The following is a 16192-nucleotide window of genomic DNA, read 5'->3' on the forward strand; positions in this document are numbered from 1 at the left end:
AGAATCCCAGACAAGAAATTGCCCGTGATCAGCTGCATTTCAGCATCACCTATAAGAAAGCATGATGGATCAATGCATTACTCTGATGTTTGCGGAACCGTGCCTTCAATCTTTTTTACCCAATCTATCAGCGGGCGCGACTGCTCGGCAAACTTGAACAATCGATCAGACAAGTCTGCACGAGTGATCGTTTTCGGATCGATTTCCAGGCGCACCGCAAAATGCCGGTTACGAATAGCATCGAGCAAATCCGGTTCTGTCACGCTTTCAAAGCCGCGCGGCGTGCGCTTTAACCGATCATTGTCACTGATCTGCAAACCGCTTTTCTTGAGCTTTGCCACGACAGTGCGATAGTCGTCCGGCTTTTCGACAATTGCATCGCGGATGGCTTGCAGAACTTGTTTCTTCGGCCCCCACCATGCAACGCCTGCATAGCAATCCCGCACACCCGGCAAACCGATGCAGACATAGAAGCAACCGCTCTCGTCCCATTTGGTGCCAGAGTTCGAGAGAAGCGCTGACAAATGCCGGTTATAAGGAGCCTTATCCTTGGAAAAACGCGTGTCCCGCTTGATGCGGAACTGCGCTTTCACACGATCTCCCTTGAACGGTAGCCCGGCTTTTTCAAACCGCCCCGTCAACTCCTCAACCAAATCGCCAAGCGGCTCCTTGAGGTGCTCTTCAAACAGGTCCTTATTCTCAACAAACCACTCGCGGTTTTGATGAAAATCGAGCGCCTTCAGAAAGGGAAGGGCCTTGTCGCCGAAACCTTTGAACGGAGCCATCAGCCTTCCCCAACCAATGCGAGCCACGCATCTTCGTCAATCACTTCAATGCCAAGCTCAGAAGCCTTTGCAAGCTTTGATCCGGCACCCGGGCCGGCCACAACCAGATCAGTTTTCTTCGAAACAGAACCTGCCGTCTTGGCTCCATACCGCTCGGCCATGGCTTTGGCCTCGTCACGCGACATGCGTTCAAGGCTGCCGGTAAATACCACCGTCTTGCCTTCCACTGGCGAGCCAGTTGCGACGCGCGCTGCTTCATCGAGCGGCTTCACTTCGGCCAGAAGCGCATTCAGCACTTGCACATTATGCGGTTCGGCATAGAAATCGACGACAGCCTCGGCAACAATACCGCCGATGCCTTCGACAGCAATCAGATCCTGCCACGCTTCATTGCCCTTGTCGGCGCGGTCGCCTTCTTTCGGCGGAACAGCAGATGTCGCGGCCTCGGCAAACTTATCATAGGTGAGATAAGCCTTCGCAAAGCGCTTGGCATTCACTTCGCCAACATGGCGGATACCGAGTCCAAACAGGAACCGATGCAGCGCAATCTCACGCCGGTCATTGATCGCATCATAGAGCTTCTTCACGGAAGTTGCACCAAAGCCCTCGATATTTTCGAGCTTCTTTAAGGGTGATTCAGCCTGTCGCCTTTGCAGCGTGAAAATATCCGCAGGCGATTTGATCTTGAGGTTGTCATCTTCCGCATGGAAGAAGAACTCGACCTGTTTTTCGCCAAGCCCTTCAATATCGAACGCATTGCGCGATACGAAATGACGAATGCGCTCTACCGCTTGAGCAGCGCAAGTCAAACCGCCTGTGCAGCGATAGACCGCTTCGCCTTCTTCACGCACCGCATGGCTGCCACAGACCGGGCATTCATGCGGGAAATGGAACGGCACAGCATCTGCTGGGCGCTTCTCCAACACCACATCGACAATCTGAGGAATGACATCGCCGGCGCGCTGCACGATCACCGTATCGCCGATGCGAATGTCGTGTTCCTCATCGCGGATACGTTCGCCCTTGAGGCCAATTCCCTTGATGTAGTCTTCATTATGCAACGTCGCATTGGTGACAACGACACCGCCGACGGTAATAGGTTCAAGTCGTGCAACCGGTGTCAGCGCGCCTGTACGTCCAACCTGAATGTCTATGCCACGCAGGATCGTCGTCGCCTGTTCTGCCGGGAATTTATGCGCAATGGCCCAGCGCGGGCTGCGTGAACGGAAGCCAAGCCGCGTTTGCAGATCCAGCCGGTCCACTTTGTAGACAACGCCATCAATATCATAATCTAGCTTAGCGCGCTCAAGACCAATGGCGCGATAATGCACAATCAGCTCATCCGCACTATTAAGCCGCTTCGTCAGCGGATTGACTGGAAAGCCCCATTTGCGGAACACCTCGACCATGCCGTGTTGGGTATCAGCAGGCATGTCCGACATCTCACCCCAGGCATAGGCAAAGAATTTGAGCTTGCGGTTTGCAGTTACCTTGGCATCCAATTGGCGCAGCGATCCCGCTGCTGTATTGCGCGGATTGACGTAAGTCTGTTTGCCCTCAGCTGCCATCTGCTCGTTGAGCGCAAGAAAATCGCTTTTGGCCATATAGACCTCGCCGCGGACTTCCACGACCGCAGGAACACCCGCCGGAAGCTTGTTCGGTATCTCGCCGATGGTGCGGATATTGGCCGTCACATTTTCGCCGGTCGTACCGTCCCCACGCGTGGCAGCACTGACCAGGACGCCATTCTCATAGCGGATCGACATGGAAAGCCCGTCGATCTTCGGTTCAGCCGTGAAAGCAATTGAATTATCCGGCAACTGTCCGAGAAAACGATAAACGCTGCCCACAAAATCGCGCACGTCTTCATCAGAAAACGCATTGCCAAGCGAAAGCATCGGACGCGCATGAACAACCTGCGCGAACTTTGAAACCGGCGTACTGCCAACGCGTAAAGATGGGCTATCTGTGCGCACCAAATGTGGAAAGCGCTCTTCGATTGCATCATTGCGCCGCTTCAGCGCGTCATAATCTGCATCCGAAATCTCAGGCCGGTCATTCGCATGATAGAGCTCATCATGATGAGCTATTTCGCGCGCCAGCCGCTCCAGTTCAGCAACAGCTTCAAGGTCGGTCAGTTTTTCAACGGAGATATCGGACATATGCGTGGCAAAACCTGCTGATTCAATTTTGCCCAACATAAACAAGAAAAGAGGCTACGCCTATGAAAACAGCAAATCGCACACAGACTGCTGACAGCTCGCTAAATAGCGAGTGCACTGTTCTCGGCCAGCAAACGCTCAGCAGCAGCGCGCGCTTCATCAGTGATGCTCGCACCGGCAAGCATACGCGCGATTTCTTCCTGCCGCTCATCAACCCCGATCGAACGAATTGAGGTCGACATGCGATCTTCATTGGTCGCGGATTTCGCTATCAGGAAATGCGTCGAGGCACGCGCGGCAACTTGCGGCGCATGGGTGACGGAAAGAACCTGCACGCGAGACGACAACCGCGCCAGACGTTGACCAATCGCATCAGCAACCGCACCACCCACGCCAGTATCGATTTCGTCGAACACAAGCGTCGGGGCAGAACCACGATCAGCAAGCGCCACTTTCAGCGCCAGCAGAAAGCGCGATAGCTCGCCACCCGAGGCGACCTTCATCATCGGTCCAGCACGGGTGCCCGGATTGGTGCGAACCCAATATTCAACCGTATCAATACCTTCAGCAGCGCGCGCATTGGCATCGGTGGTCATTTCCACGATGAACTCGGCACGTTCCAGCTTGAGTGCCGGAAGCTCTGCCATAACAGCAGCTTTTAGATGATCAGCCGTGTCCTTGCGGCGTTCAGACAGAGCCTTCGCCGCAGTATCGAAAGAAGCACGCGTTTCGGTTGCCTGTGCTTCCAGCTGGATCAGCTTTTCCGCACCCGCATCAAGATCGGCAAGGTCTGCATCCATCTTGTCGCGCAATGCTGGCAGGCCCTCAACCGCGACCGAATATTTGCGGGCAGCAGCTCTGAGAGCAAAAAGTCGCTCTTCCACCTGTTCCAGCACACGCGGATCAAAGTCGATCTCACGCATGGCATGGTCAATGCCATCCTGCGCAAGGGCCAAACTATTGAGCGCTTCGTCAATTGCCTTGCAAACCGGCTCAAGAAGATGCGGTGCTTCAGGAATTTTACGCTCCAAGCGACGCACGAGGCTTGCCAGTGTCGGAACCGGCGAACCATTTCCCGACAGAAGCTCGCCTGCTTCATTCACGTCACCGGCGATCTTTTCAGATTTCATCATGATTGCGCGGCGTTCTGCGAGTTCGTCTTCCTCGCCCGGCTGCGGATCAAGTTTGGTCAGTTCTGCAACAGACGAGCGTAGATAATCACCTTCCCGTTCCGCTTGCTCGACGCGCGCACGATGTTTTGACAAAGCATTTTCAGCATCGCGCCAAGCCTTGAATCTTTCGCGAACAACAGCGGTCTCGGAATCAAGTCCGCCAAATGCATCCAGCAATGTACGATGAATATCGATATCGATCAGCGCACGGTCATCATGCTGACCGTGGATTTCAACAAGGCGTTTGCCCAGTTCTCGCAGCAGCGCAACGCTTGCAGCCTGATCGTTGATGAAGACGCGCGTGCGGCCATCACCCATCTGGAGACGACGCAGGATAACGTCACCGTCATCATCAAAACCATTATCACGGAGAAAACTTCTCGCAGGGTGTACGCCAGGCACGTCAAACACGGCAGTCACCTGCCCCTGGTCCGCGCCGTGGCGAACCAGAGAAGCGTCGCCGCGTGCGCCAAGCGCAAGCGACAACGAATCGAGCAAGATGGATTTGCCCGCACCGGTCTCGCCCGTAAGTACGGACAAGCCGGTCTTGAACTCGATGTCGAGCCTTTCAATCAGGACAATATCGCGGATCGATAGGTGCGACAGCATGCGGGTATCGGCTTAGGCGCCGCCACCCGTGATGAGTGCCGAGGCCTTGGCGAGCCACGAACCGCCATTCTCACGTGGCTCAAGACCACCGCTCTGCAAGAGCTTGTAAGAATCCTTATACCAGCGGCTGTCTGGGAAGTTTTTGCCAAGCACCGATGCAGCCATCTGGGCTTCGGAAGTCAGGCCAAGCGCATAATAGGCTTCCACCAGACGAGCCAATGCTTCTTCCACCTGTCGAGTGTTGGAATACTCTTCAACAACCAGACGGAAGCGCTTGATCGCGGCAAGATACTCTTTGCGCTCAAGGTAATAACGGCCAACCTGCATTTCCTTGCCGGCGAGCTGGTCACGAGCAACACGAATCTTCGTCTTAGCGTCGTCAACATATTCGGAGGTCGGGAAGCGATCGACCACTTCCTGCATCGCGGCAATTGCACGACGACTTGCGGCCTGATCACGTGTCACGTCAGGAATCTGACGGAAATAGCTCAAGCCGATGATGTAGTAAGCGTAAGCAGATTCAGGCGAAGTCGGATAAAGCGTGTTGTAACGCTTGGCCATGCTGATTGCTTCTTCGTAATTACCTTGACGGTAATTCGTGAAGGCAGCCATGACGAGCGACTTACGTGCCCATTCAGTGTAAGGATGCTGACGATCAACAGCGGCAAACTTCTTCGCAGCTTCGCCGAGACGACCTGCATCTAGGTTAGCAAGACCTTCGTTGTAAAGCTTGTCCGCCGGATCGATCGTCTCCACATACTTGGAAAGATCGATATCGTCGTTTTTGCTAGCACATCCCGCAAGCGGAACAAAAACGGCAAGAGCGCTGGCTAGCAGCGCGGTTTTCGTCTTCACCGGGAATTTCGAACTCGTCATGCGGTCTCCGGCCATCTGGCAACGTCTTTTCTGTCTGGAGCAACGTGAACTCTTCAATTCACGGCTTTCCCCATTCTTCCCAATACATCAGCATCAGCGCATAGGTAAACATAGCCGAGGCTGTTTTGGCAGTTCATAAACCACATGCTGGCGAAATCGGCAATCGTCAAGCTGATCAATCGTCCGAATTTCGCGCGCATAAGGCATGAATACCTCGGCCTAAAGCTATATCTATGCAAACCAATGGCTTTTCCTCATCCAATGCAGAGGCTTGCCTGTCAGTCCACAACGAATACGCCGACTCAAAGCGCAGAAGACCCGGCGATCACGGCCCAATTATGGCCATAAACGTCCGAGCCTTCTACACGAACTTTAAAGCGCCCAAGGCGCAGATATATTTGGCTGTGCAGCTACAAAATCCGAGCTGTCTGTATTCCGGCGCACACCGCTTGCTTCGACGATATCGTAATTCGACTTGTCAGCAAGTAGTGCCTTGACGGTTTCCGCATTCAATCTGTGACCACCGCGATAAGAACGGAAGCAGCCAATAAACGGAAGACCAGCAAGCGAAATATCGCCCACGGCATCCAGCATCTTATGACGCACGAATTCATCCTTGAAACGCAATCCGCCGGGATTGATTACTGAATTATCGTCGCCAATCACAAGAGAATTATCGAGCGAGGAACCAAGAGCCAGACCTGCCGCCCAGAGGCGCTCAACGTCCTTCATGAAGCCAAAGGTCCGTGCCGTCGATATCTCCTTGCGAAAGGTTTCGTCCGACATATCGGCAGCAAACTTCTGTCGACCGATAAGCGGGCACTCAAAGTCAATCTCGACCTCAAAGCGTGTCCCAGAATACGGCTGGAATTCACCCCATGAACCACCGGCTTCAACGCGCACTGTCTTCAAAATGCGAATAAAGCGCCGCTTTGCTTCCTGCAACACGATACCGGCTTCGTCAAAAGACTCTATAAAACGTGCTGACGTTCCATCGAGAATTGGAATTTCAGGCCCATCCACTTCGATAATCAGATTGTCGATCCCAACCGCAGCGATTGCGGCCATCAGGTGCTCAACGGTATTGACGCGTGCTTCCTGCGGCCCCAGTGCGGTAGACAGATCCGTCGCACCAATTTCCGAGACATGAGCGTGGATGTCGCGCGAAGCAGTCCCCAGGTCCGAGCGCTGGAAAATGATACCCGCATCCGCATCAGCCGGTAGAAACGTCACCGACGCGGGCGCTCCGCCATGAACGCCAACGCCAGATAGCGTCACCGCGCGACCGATTGTTTTTTGATAAGCGCTCAAAACCAGTCCAATCTAATTATCATATGAAGTAAGAGCGAAACCTCTACCGAGATGCCCCCACCGAGCGTGCAGTGCCTGTATTAAGCAATCACCAGCTTCCGTCATGTATTTCTATAATAAGATAGATATGGCGAAAATAGCGACGAACGCACGAAAAGTGGCTCGCGTCCATATGCGAACCTTATCATGCTATCTCGTAGAAAATAGTGATGCTCGGCAGCTGTTCAAAATCACGCTTTCTTACAAAGTATAACGACGGCTACTAATACCAAAGTTCATTGAGTAAGACTCATCGGACTTTGGTTAAGTCCGTGTGGCGATTGAACCTTTTCAAGGCGTGATGCGTCAGCATCGTAGCACCTTGGTATAAAGCCCGTCATGGAAATGCAGAGGACGGCTTTCCCACAACAACATGCTTCAAAACCACGAGCTGAAGCGCTTGAGGCAACAATTGTGAACAACGGTATCTAACGAAAAAAGCCGTGGGAAGAATCCCACGGCTTTTTCTATTTCAGAGTCGGATCAGATGATTAGTTCGACTGGCGGCGCAGAAATGCCGGGATTTCGAGCTGATCTTCTTCTGAGGCAGCGCGTGGCTGCCGACGACCCTGATCATCGAGCTGGCCACGGCGTGGAGCATAGATCGAGCTGTCCTGCTGCATTGGGCGGCGCTGTTCCGGCTGGCGCATTGCAGGCTCACGATGCTGCGCTGGCTCCAGACGAGCTGCTGGCTGTTCTTCTTCACGGCGCGACGACAAACCATGGGTCAGGCGCTTGAGAAGGCTCATCGGTCCGCGTTCTTCCTGAACAGGCTGCTGAGGCGCTGCACGACGTGCATTGATTTCTGCCTGAGCGACTGGGGGAAAGTCAGACACCGCCGGCATGCGTGGAGCAGGACGTGGCTGTGGAGCTGGTTCTGCATGCATCTGCTGTGGCTGCTGGTATGCCTGCGGCTGCATCGCATGAGCCGTCGCCTGATTGTTGATCATCTGCGGCTGTGGAGCTGCAGGACGGGCAACAGGTGCGCGTTCAAAGCTGTCAGCAGCAGGAGCCTGGAAAATACGGCTCTGCGGACGGAAGTCTGGAGCAGCCGAAGCTGCAGGTGCAGCAGTCGCAGCTGGCATTTCACTTTCGATCGACTGAGCAGCCGGAGCGGCTGATTCAGCCTGACGTGGCTGTTCAGTAACCGGAAGACGCAGAGCGCCATGCGGAGCCATTGGCTTTGCCTGCTGAGCGGCTGGTTTTACTGGCTGGCGAAATTCCAGCGGCGCCGGGGCCGCATCTCCAATCTGCTTGTCGATGCCGGTTGCAACAACGGATACACGGATGACGCCTTCGAGGCCTTCGTCGAAGGTCGCGCCGAGAATGATGTTGGCTTCCGGATCAACTTCTTCGCGGATACGGGTTGCAGCTTCATCGACTTCAAAGAGGGTCATGTCACGACCACCAGTGATCGAGATCAGGAGACCCTTTGCACCGCGCATCGAAGTTTCGTCGAGCAGTGGATTAGCAATCGCGGCTTCAGCAGCAGCCATCGCACGGCCTTCGCCCGAAGCTTCGCCGGTGCCCATCATCGCCTTGCCCATTTCGCGCATGACAGAACGAACGTCAGCAAAGTCGAGATTGATGAGGCCTTCCTTGACCATCAGATCGGTGATGCAGGCAACACCGGAATAGAGCACCTGATCGGCCATTGCGAAGGCGTCAGCGAAGGTGGTTTTGTCGTTGGCAATGCGGAAGAGGTTCTGGTTCGGAATGACGATCAGGGTATCGACGTTCTTCTGCAGTTCTTCGATGCCGTACTCAGCCGTCTTCATGCGGCGAGCACCTTCGAAGTGGAAAGGCTTGGTAACAACGCCAACGGTGAGGATACCGCGTTCGCGTGCTGCACGTGCCACAACAGGAGCGGCACCTGTACCGGTGCCACCGCCCATGCCTGCCGTTACGAAGCACATATGCGTGCCGTTAAGATGATCGACGATTTCATCGATGCATTCTTCAGCGGCTGCGCGGCCAACTTCTGGCTGGGAGCCAGCACCGAGGCCTTCGGTGACAGCAGCGCCAAGCTGGATCATGCGTTCAGACTTTGACATCGTCAGAGCCTGCGCGTCGGTGTTGGCAACGACAAAATCCACGCCGCGCAGACCGGCATTGATCATGTTGTTTACCGCGTTGCCGCCGCCACCGCCGACACCGAATACAGTGATGCGAGGCTTCAGCTCGGTGATGTCCGGCTTTTGCAGATTAATGGTCATGGTTCTCGTTCCTCTTAAGCCTCTCACCGCTTCGCCGCCGCGGTGCTAATTGGTTATTACGCTGATGGTTACGCCCACATCACGCAATCAAATCACTCAATGTGTACTCAAAAACTCTCTCTCAGCCATTGGCCGACACGTTGAATCCGCCCGCCCGTACCAGTCATAAGACCGGAGGAGGCTGCCTTCACTGACCGTTCTTCAATGCCTGCCACCTGAGGGTAGATCAGAAGTCCGACGGTCGCGGAGAAAGCCGCACCCTTAGCCGCCTCAGGCAATCCCGCTATGCCTAGCGGACGCCCGATACGTACATTTCTTGCAAGAATCCGTCGCGCAGCTTCAGGCATGCCCGGCAACTGGCTTGCGCCGCCTGTCAGGACAACACGCTTGCCGACAATATGTCCGAGGCCGGACTGGTTCAGCCTGTCGCGAACCAGTTCCAGTGTTTCTTCCACTCTTGCACGGATGATCCGCGTCAGTACCGAGCGCGGATATTGATTGGGTACATCACGCTCGTCGTCGCCGATTGGCGGAACTGAGATGAGGTCGCGGTCATCGGCAGCGCTTGGCAGCGCCGAGCCGTACATGACCTTGAGACGCTCAGCATCCTCCATACGGGTGGAGAAGCCGCGTGCCACGTCCATCGTGACGTGATTGCCGCCAATGGCAACAGCATCAGCGTGAATGAACTTACCTTCGGAAAAGACCGAAATCGTCGTCGTGCCACCGCCCATATCGATGCAAGCCGCACCCATTTCAGCTTCATCACCTACGAGCGCCGCAAGGCCACTCGCATAAGGGGTGGCAACGATAGCTTCGACCGAAAGGTGGCAACGATTGATGCAGAGTTCGAGATTGCGCAATGGCGCTGCATCAGCGGTTAGCACGTGCATGTCAACGCCGAGGCTATCGCCCAGCATTCCGAGCGGATCGCGAATGCCGCGTTCGCCATCAAGTGTGTAGCCAACCGGCAGCGAATGAACGAGGTGACGTTCTGCTGCAAGAGCCTGCTTGGCGCCAGCGGCCAGTACTCGGCGAATATCAGTCTGCTCGACTTCATGACCGCCGAGATTGACGCTCGCGGTAAAGGTTTCACTCTTGAGGCGTCCAGCAGAAATATTGACGATAAGGCTATCAACCGTCAGCCCAGCCATGCGCTCGGCAGCATCAACTGCGAGACGAATGGACTGTTCAGCCGCATCCAGATCAATGATGACACCGGACTTCACACCGCGCGAACGCTGATGACCGATGCCAAGCACTTCCATGCGATGCGTGCGACCCGGCAGCAGCGCGCCACTTTCATGTGGACGCAAGCGCGCAATTACACAGGAAACCTTGCTTGAACCAACATCCAGAACCGTTAGAAGGCGCACCTTGCGCCCTGAAGTTCCGACCGGTGATGAACCTTTTCCGCCAAGAATACTCATACGCGCTTCCCCGTGCGGGATAATTCTTTTTTACGCTCCGCCAAAAACTTCTGGCGTTGCTCCATGCCACTCGCAGTCAATTGAACGGTAACGCGATCATCCAGACGAAGATCGACAGATGCGATATCACGCGACAGAAGTTGCTTTTCGCTATCCAGACGCTCAACCTCGGCGAGAGCCTTCATCGGCTCATCTTCCGGCAGCATAATGCGAACGCCATTTTCGAGCAGAATATCCCAACGGCGGTCAGCGACGCGGATATAGGCACGAACCTTGCCAGCCAGCCCCGGATAGGCCGCAACCTCGTCTACGAAGCCCTTAACGCGCTTTTCGGCACCCTCACCCACGACAAGCGGGAGAGCGTTGTAACGACCCGGACGAAATGGAACGATGGTATCGCCGGCAGAATCAATCAAAGAAAGCTCCTGGCCGTTCTGCCAGACGGCGAATGCCTTGCGCTCTTCGAGAGAAACAAGCAGCGTACCCGGATAAACCTTACGCACTTCTGCGCCTTCAACCCAAGGCAGCTTTGCGATAGCCTGACGCGCCTGTTCGGCACTCAAACCGACCAGTGAGGTTTCACCATCCAGCTCAAGCTGACCCAGAATATCGATGTCAGAAGTTTCGCTGTTGCCAACGACCTTTACGTCTTCAATCGCAAAGCCAAATGTCGAAGCCGTTGCCTTGACCATGTTTTCGGAATGGCCGCCAAGGACCATGCCATAAATACCAGTTGCTCCGAGAAAGCCGAGCATGCCAATCGTGCCAGCATAGCGTGGAACGTTGATATTGCCCTGAAACAGACGGACAGCAAAGCGGAATGGCTTCCGCAGAAGGCGCGGCAGAACAAAGGCTGCACCCGATGCATCCCGCATCGCGCCCGAACGCCTATATTCCTGAGATCTGCCGTTTACCGCAAACAAGACGCGTCCTCCACCATCCAACTCAACAATTCACCAAAAGAGATACCTGCCGCCTTCGCGATATCAGGCACGAGCGATGTAGGAGTCATTCCTGGCTGGGTGTTAATTTCCAGCCAAATAACTTCGCCTTCTTCGGAAAAACGATCATCGAAACGGAAGTCTGATCTGCTTACGCCCCGACACCCGATTGCCCGATGCGCCGTAAGGGCCATTGTTTGTATTTTTTGGTAAATATTTGGTAAAATTTTTGCCGGACATGCGTGAGTTGATGCGCCAGCCACATATTTTGAATCATAATCGTAGAACTGATGACCCACTGGAATGATCTCGCAGACATCCATCGCGCGATCACCCATCACAGCGCAGGTCAATTCACGACCGGCAATATAACCCTCGACCATGACCTCATCGCCATAGCGCCAGTCAGTAGAACCAATAATCTGAGGCGGATGCGACTGGTCTTCCTTGACGATAACGACACCGAAGCTTGAGCCTTCACGCACAGGTTTGACGACGTATGGCGGCTCCATCGGATGCTCTGAACCAATATCAAAACGGTTCATCAAACGTGATGGCGCAATAGCCACACCGGCAGCAGCAGCAACCTTCTTGGCGCGATCTTTGTCCATGGCAAGCGCCGAAGCGAGCACGCCGGAATGCGTGTAAGGGATCTGAAGATATTCAAGGATACCCTGAATAGCGCCATCCTCACCAAAAGGGCCATGCAACGCATTGAACGCCACATCAGGCCTCAGCTCTGCAAGAACGCTGGCAACATTGCGGTCGACATCGATACGCGTGACGCGGTAGCCGCACTCTTCAAGCGTTGTCGCACAGGCAGCACCGGAGGATAGGCTGACAGGACGCTCAGAAGAGAAACCGCCCATCAAAACGGCAACATGCTTTACAGCCTTCTGTCCAGCCACGTTAGTCATCCCCTCTGCGCATTCCCTGCGCTCGAATCAAAAATAGAATCAGGATAGCCCGGCGACACAAGCCGCAGACACCCAAGTCAGGAAAACCCTGACGAATCAAATCACTGTACGGTTAACCATAAAGAATCAGAGAGTTGATTCCGTGGCAAGCCCCTATCAAAAGGGGAGCAACTTACGCATGACTCAACAAGCGCAAAAAAGCCCGGTATTTCAGTGGGAAATCCGGGCTTCTTAAAATGTTAATTTTTATAAGAATTCTTTCACTTGCTTGCCTTCTTGGAACAAGCCGAGCCGTTTAATCTCCCAATGAAGGCGAATGCCGGAATTCTCATAAACTTTAGCGCGAACTGTCTCACCGAGCGTTTCGAGGTCATATCCGGTCGCATTGCCGGTATTGATCATGAAATTGCAGTGCATCTCTGACATCTGCGCCCCACCGACACGCAGACCACGACAGCCTGCCTTGTCGATTTCTTTCCATGCGGATGTGCCTTCGGGGTTCTTGAAGGTTGAACCGCCGGTTTTTTCGCGCACAGGCTGTACTGTCTCGCGGTGATTCTGCACCTCGTCCATCGCCTTTTTGATTTCCTCCCGGTCGCCCGGAATGCCCTCAAACAATGCTGAAGTGAAGATCAAATCTGGTGAAGCCGATGAGTGCCGATAGGCATAGCCCATATCGGCATTGGACAGGATGTGCAGATCGCCCTTGCGATCAAGTGCGCGCACTTCCACTACGCGTTCGCGCGTTTCAACGCCATTAGCACCCGCATTCATGCGCAAAGCGCCACCGATGCCACCGGGAATGCCGTGATAGAAATGAAAGCCACCAAGACCAGCGTCAAGGGCCGCAGCAGCCACGCGCTTGTCTGGCGTTGCCGTCCCTGCCCTGAGCTGTGTTTCAGAAACCTGCTGAACTTCTCCAAAGCCCTTGGCCGACAAACGAACCACAAAGCCCGGGATACCGCCGTCACGTACCAGCAGATTGGAGCCGATACCTACAACCAGAAGCGGAATCTCTTCTGGCACAGCTTTCAGAAATTCCGACAAGTCTTCTTCGTCAGCTGGTTGGAACAAAACCTGTGCAGGGCCACCGGCACGGAACCAAGTGATCTTGTCCATGCCAGTATCCGGCATCAGCTTGCCGCGCAGGCCCGACAGCTTGCCGTCGAGCTTCTTGAGAAGCGCCTCGCCGCTTTCCATTACTTGCTTCCCTGTTCAGCCAGTTCTTTGGGAAGCGCATAAGCCCATTGCGTAATATTGCCTGCACCCAGACAAACCACGAAATCACCGGGTTCAGCGATGGATGCCACCAGTGGCGCAAGTGCCTCCGGCCCGCTTGCATAACGCGCGTCGCGGTGACCAGCCGTTTTGATACGCGAAACCAGCGCGTCCGAATTCACGCCCTCAATCGGGTCTTCGCCAGCGGTATAAACTGGCGTCACAATGACTGTATCGGCGTCGTTGAAGCACGCTGCAAACTCATCAAACAGGCTGTGCAGACGCGTATAGCGATGCGGCTGGACGATACCGACGACTCGCCCCTTGGTTGCTTCGCGTGCGGCTTTCAGCACAGCGCGGATTTCAACGGGGTGATGTCCATAATCATCAAATATCTCGACACCATTCCACGAACCCGTATGCGTAAAGCGGCGTTTCACACCACCGAATGCTCCAAGACCACGACGGATATCGTCGGGTGAAATACCCAGCTCATGCGCCACGGCAATCGCAGCTGTGGCGTTGGAAACATTGTGCAGACCCGGCATTGGCAGACGCAGGTCTTTGATCTCCGTCGTCTCACCCTTGCGCGAACGGATCAGCACGTCAAACAGGCTGACAGCACCTTCCATGCGATGGTTGAGAAAACGCACATCAGCCTGCGGGTTTTGCCCATAGGTCACAATACGACGATCCTCAATGCGGCTCACCAGAGCCTGAACTTCCGGATGATCGAGGCACATCACACCAAAACCGTAGAATGGCACGTTCTCAACGAACTGCGCGAAAGCTGCGCGCACATTGTCGAAATTGCCGTAATGGTCGAGGTGTTCGGGATCGATATTGGTTACAACCGCGATATCAGCTGGAAGCTTCAGGAACGTGCCGTCGCTTTCATCCGCTTCAACAACCATCCAGTCGCCATCGCCCATACGGGCATTGGTGCCATATGCATTGATGATGCCGCCATTGATCACGGTCGGATCAAGATGACCGGCATCAAGCAAGGCTGCCACCATTGAGGTCGTTGTGGTTTTGCCGTGTGTGCCGCCAATAGCAACTGCACGTCGGAAGCGCATCAGTTCAGCCAGCATTTCAGCGCGGCGAACGATTGGCAGAAGTTTTTCACGTGCAGCGACAAGCTCAGGGTTGTTTTTGCGGATCGCAGTCGAGACGACTATCACTTCCGCGTCGCCAAGGTTCTCGGCCTTGTGGCCGACAAAGACCTCAATGCCCTTCTCGCGCAGACGCTGCACATTGGCGCTGTCTGATTGATCAGAGCCTTGAACCTTATAGCCGAGATTGTGCAGCACTTCCGCAATGCCGCTCATGCCGATGCCGCCTATCCCGATAAAATGGACAAGCCCGATATTCAGCGGCATTTTCATGGCCGGTTTCCTTTTTTCAATTCTTGTACTGATTTACCTGCTGCAATAGCCTCTGACAGATCGGCAAGCAACTGTGCGGCATCCGGCTTACCAACGCTTTTTGCAGCTTTTGCCTGTTGTTCAAGCCTTTCAGGCTCGTTCATGGCTGAACTGATGATCTCAGCCAGTCGCTGTGCAGTCAGCTCAGACTGTCGCACGACCTGACCACCACCTGCTGCCGCGAGCGCCGCCGCATTGGCTGCCTGATCATGATCGAGCGCATGCGGGAACGGCACCAGCATGGCTGGACGGCCAATCACCGCGATTTCTGAAACCGTCGAAGCACCCGAACGGGAGATCACGAAATGTGCATCCGCAATGCGTGCAGGCATGTCGTTGAAGAACGGTGCCACATCGGCGGGGATTTTCAGATTCTGATAAGCCGTACGAACGGCAGCCTCGTCCTCTTTACGTGCTTGCTGTGTAATCAGCAATCGTGCGCGTTCGGCGTCCGACAACAGCGCAATCGCTTCGGGTATGGCATTCGAGAAGAACTGCGCTCCCTGACTTCCACCAAACACCAGCAGACGAAAACGCTGGCCTTCTTTTGCAGGCTTATAGGGCATATTGGCCGCAGCAAGCACAGGTGGGCGAACCGGATTACCGGTCGCAATAATCTTGTCGGCGTGTGCACCGCTCGTCTCAGGCAGGAAACCACCGGCAATTGCTTTCACACGTCCCGCAAGGCCCTTATTGGCGCGACCCATGACGGCGTTCTGTTCATGTACGACGGTTGGGATTCCCAAATTACTTGCAGCATAAAGCGGTGGCAGCGTTGGATAGCCACCAAAGCCTGCAACCAGTTTCGGCTTCAATCGACGAAATAGTCTGCGCGAATCAAGATTGCCCTGCCACAACAACCAGAAGGTCTTTATGAGTGCTATTGGATTGCGGCCTGAAATAGTGGCTGAACGGATCACATGCACATGGTCTTCGGCAAATGCACCGGCAAAACGCTGAGCACGCGCATCAGTCGCCAGATGCACATCCCAACCACGTATCTTCAATTCATGAGCCAGCGCTTCCGCCGGAAACAGATGACCGCCAGTTCCCCCGGCGGCCAATACGATTACGCCTTTTCCCATATTC

Annotated in this window: 12 protein-coding genes; all 12 read right to left on the minus strand. The window is 54.7% G+C overall.

What is annotated here, in order from left to right; all coding sequences use genetic code 11:
* Positions 1–77 precede the first annotated feature (77 nt).
* Positions 78–785, minus strand: coding sequence for a DUF2461 domain-containing protein (locus CES85_RS16670; protein WP_095446952.1), 708 nt, complete (start codon positions 783–785; stop codon positions 78–80).
* Positions 785–2947, minus strand: a complete 2163-nt coding sequence (ligA, locus tag CES85_RS16675; protein WP_095447929.1) for an NAD-dependent DNA ligase LigA — start codon at positions 2945–2947, stop codon at positions 785–787. The genes CES85_RS16670 and ligA overlap by 1 nt, the downstream gene beginning before the upstream one ends.
* A gap of 101 nt (positions 2948–3048) precedes the next feature.
* On the minus strand, positions 3049–4728 hold the full coding sequence (recN, locus tag CES85_RS16680; protein WP_095446953.1) for a DNA repair protein RecN: 1680 nt from the start codon (positions 4726–4728) through the stop codon (positions 3049–3051).
* Between the two features lie 12 nt (positions 4729–4740).
* Positions 4741–5604 carry an outer membrane protein assembly factor BamD gene (locus tag CES85_RS16685; RefSeq protein ID WP_095446954.1) on the minus strand — a complete coding sequence of 288 codons (864 nt, stop codon included), beginning with the start codon at positions 5602–5604 and terminating at the stop codon, positions 4741–4743.
* Between the two features lie 372 nt (positions 5605–5976).
* Positions 5977–6915: a UDP-3-O-acyl-N-acetylglucosamine deacetylase gene (lpxC, locus tag CES85_RS16690; protein ID WP_095446955.1), complete on the minus strand. Its 939-nt coding sequence runs from the start codon at positions 6913–6915 to the stop codon at positions 5977–5979.
* A 530-nt stretch (positions 6916–7445) separates the two neighbouring features.
* Entirely contained in the window at positions 7446–9170 is a 1725-nt protein-coding gene (gene ftsZ, locus CES85_RS16695) for a cell division protein FtsZ (RefSeq protein ID WP_095446956.1), read from the minus strand.
* 107 nt (positions 9171–9277) lie between these two features.
* Positions 9278–10600 (minus strand): cell division protein FtsA, encoded by a 1323-nt coding sequence (gene ftsA, locus CES85_RS16700; RefSeq protein ID WP_095446957.1) that lies wholly within the window; start codon positions 10598–10600, stop codon positions 9278–9280.
* Positions 10597–11523 (minus strand): cell division protein FtsQ/DivIB, encoded by a 927-nt coding sequence (locus CES85_RS16705; protein WP_095446958.1) that lies wholly within the window; start codon positions 11521–11523, stop codon positions 10597–10599. Before CES85_RS16705 ends, ftsA begins: the two co-directional genes overlap by 4 nt.
* Entirely contained in the window at positions 11511–12410 is a 900-nt protein-coding gene (locus CES85_RS16710) for a D-alanine--D-alanine ligase (RefSeq protein WP_244923307.1), read from the minus strand. Before CES85_RS16710 ends, CES85_RS16705 begins: the two co-directional genes overlap by 13 nt.
* Positions 12411–12704: 294 nt before the next feature.
* Positions 12705–13658 carry a UDP-N-acetylmuramate dehydrogenase gene (murB, locus tag CES85_RS16715; protein WP_095446960.1) on the minus strand — a complete coding sequence of 318 codons (954 nt, stop codon included), beginning with the start codon at positions 13656–13658 and terminating at the stop codon, positions 12705–12707.
* Positions 13658–15064, minus strand: a complete 1407-nt coding sequence (gene murC, locus CES85_RS16720) for a UDP-N-acetylmuramate--L-alanine ligase (RefSeq protein WP_095446961.1) — start codon at positions 15062–15064, stop codon at positions 13658–13660. Before murC ends, murB begins: the two co-directional genes overlap by 1 nt.
* Positions 15061–16188 (minus strand): undecaprenyldiphospho-muramoylpentapeptide beta-N-acetylglucosaminyltransferase, encoded by a 1128-nt coding sequence (gene murG, locus CES85_RS16725; RefSeq protein ID WP_095446962.1) that lies wholly within the window; start codon positions 16186–16188, stop codon positions 15061–15063. Before murG ends, murC begins: the two co-directional genes overlap by 4 nt.
* Positions 16189–16192: the final 4 nt, after the last annotated feature.

The organism is Ochrobactrum quorumnocens (assembly GCF_002278035.1).
Lineage (GTDB): Bacteria > Pseudomonadota > Alphaproteobacteria > Rhizobiales > Rhizobiaceae > Brucella > Brucella quorumnocens.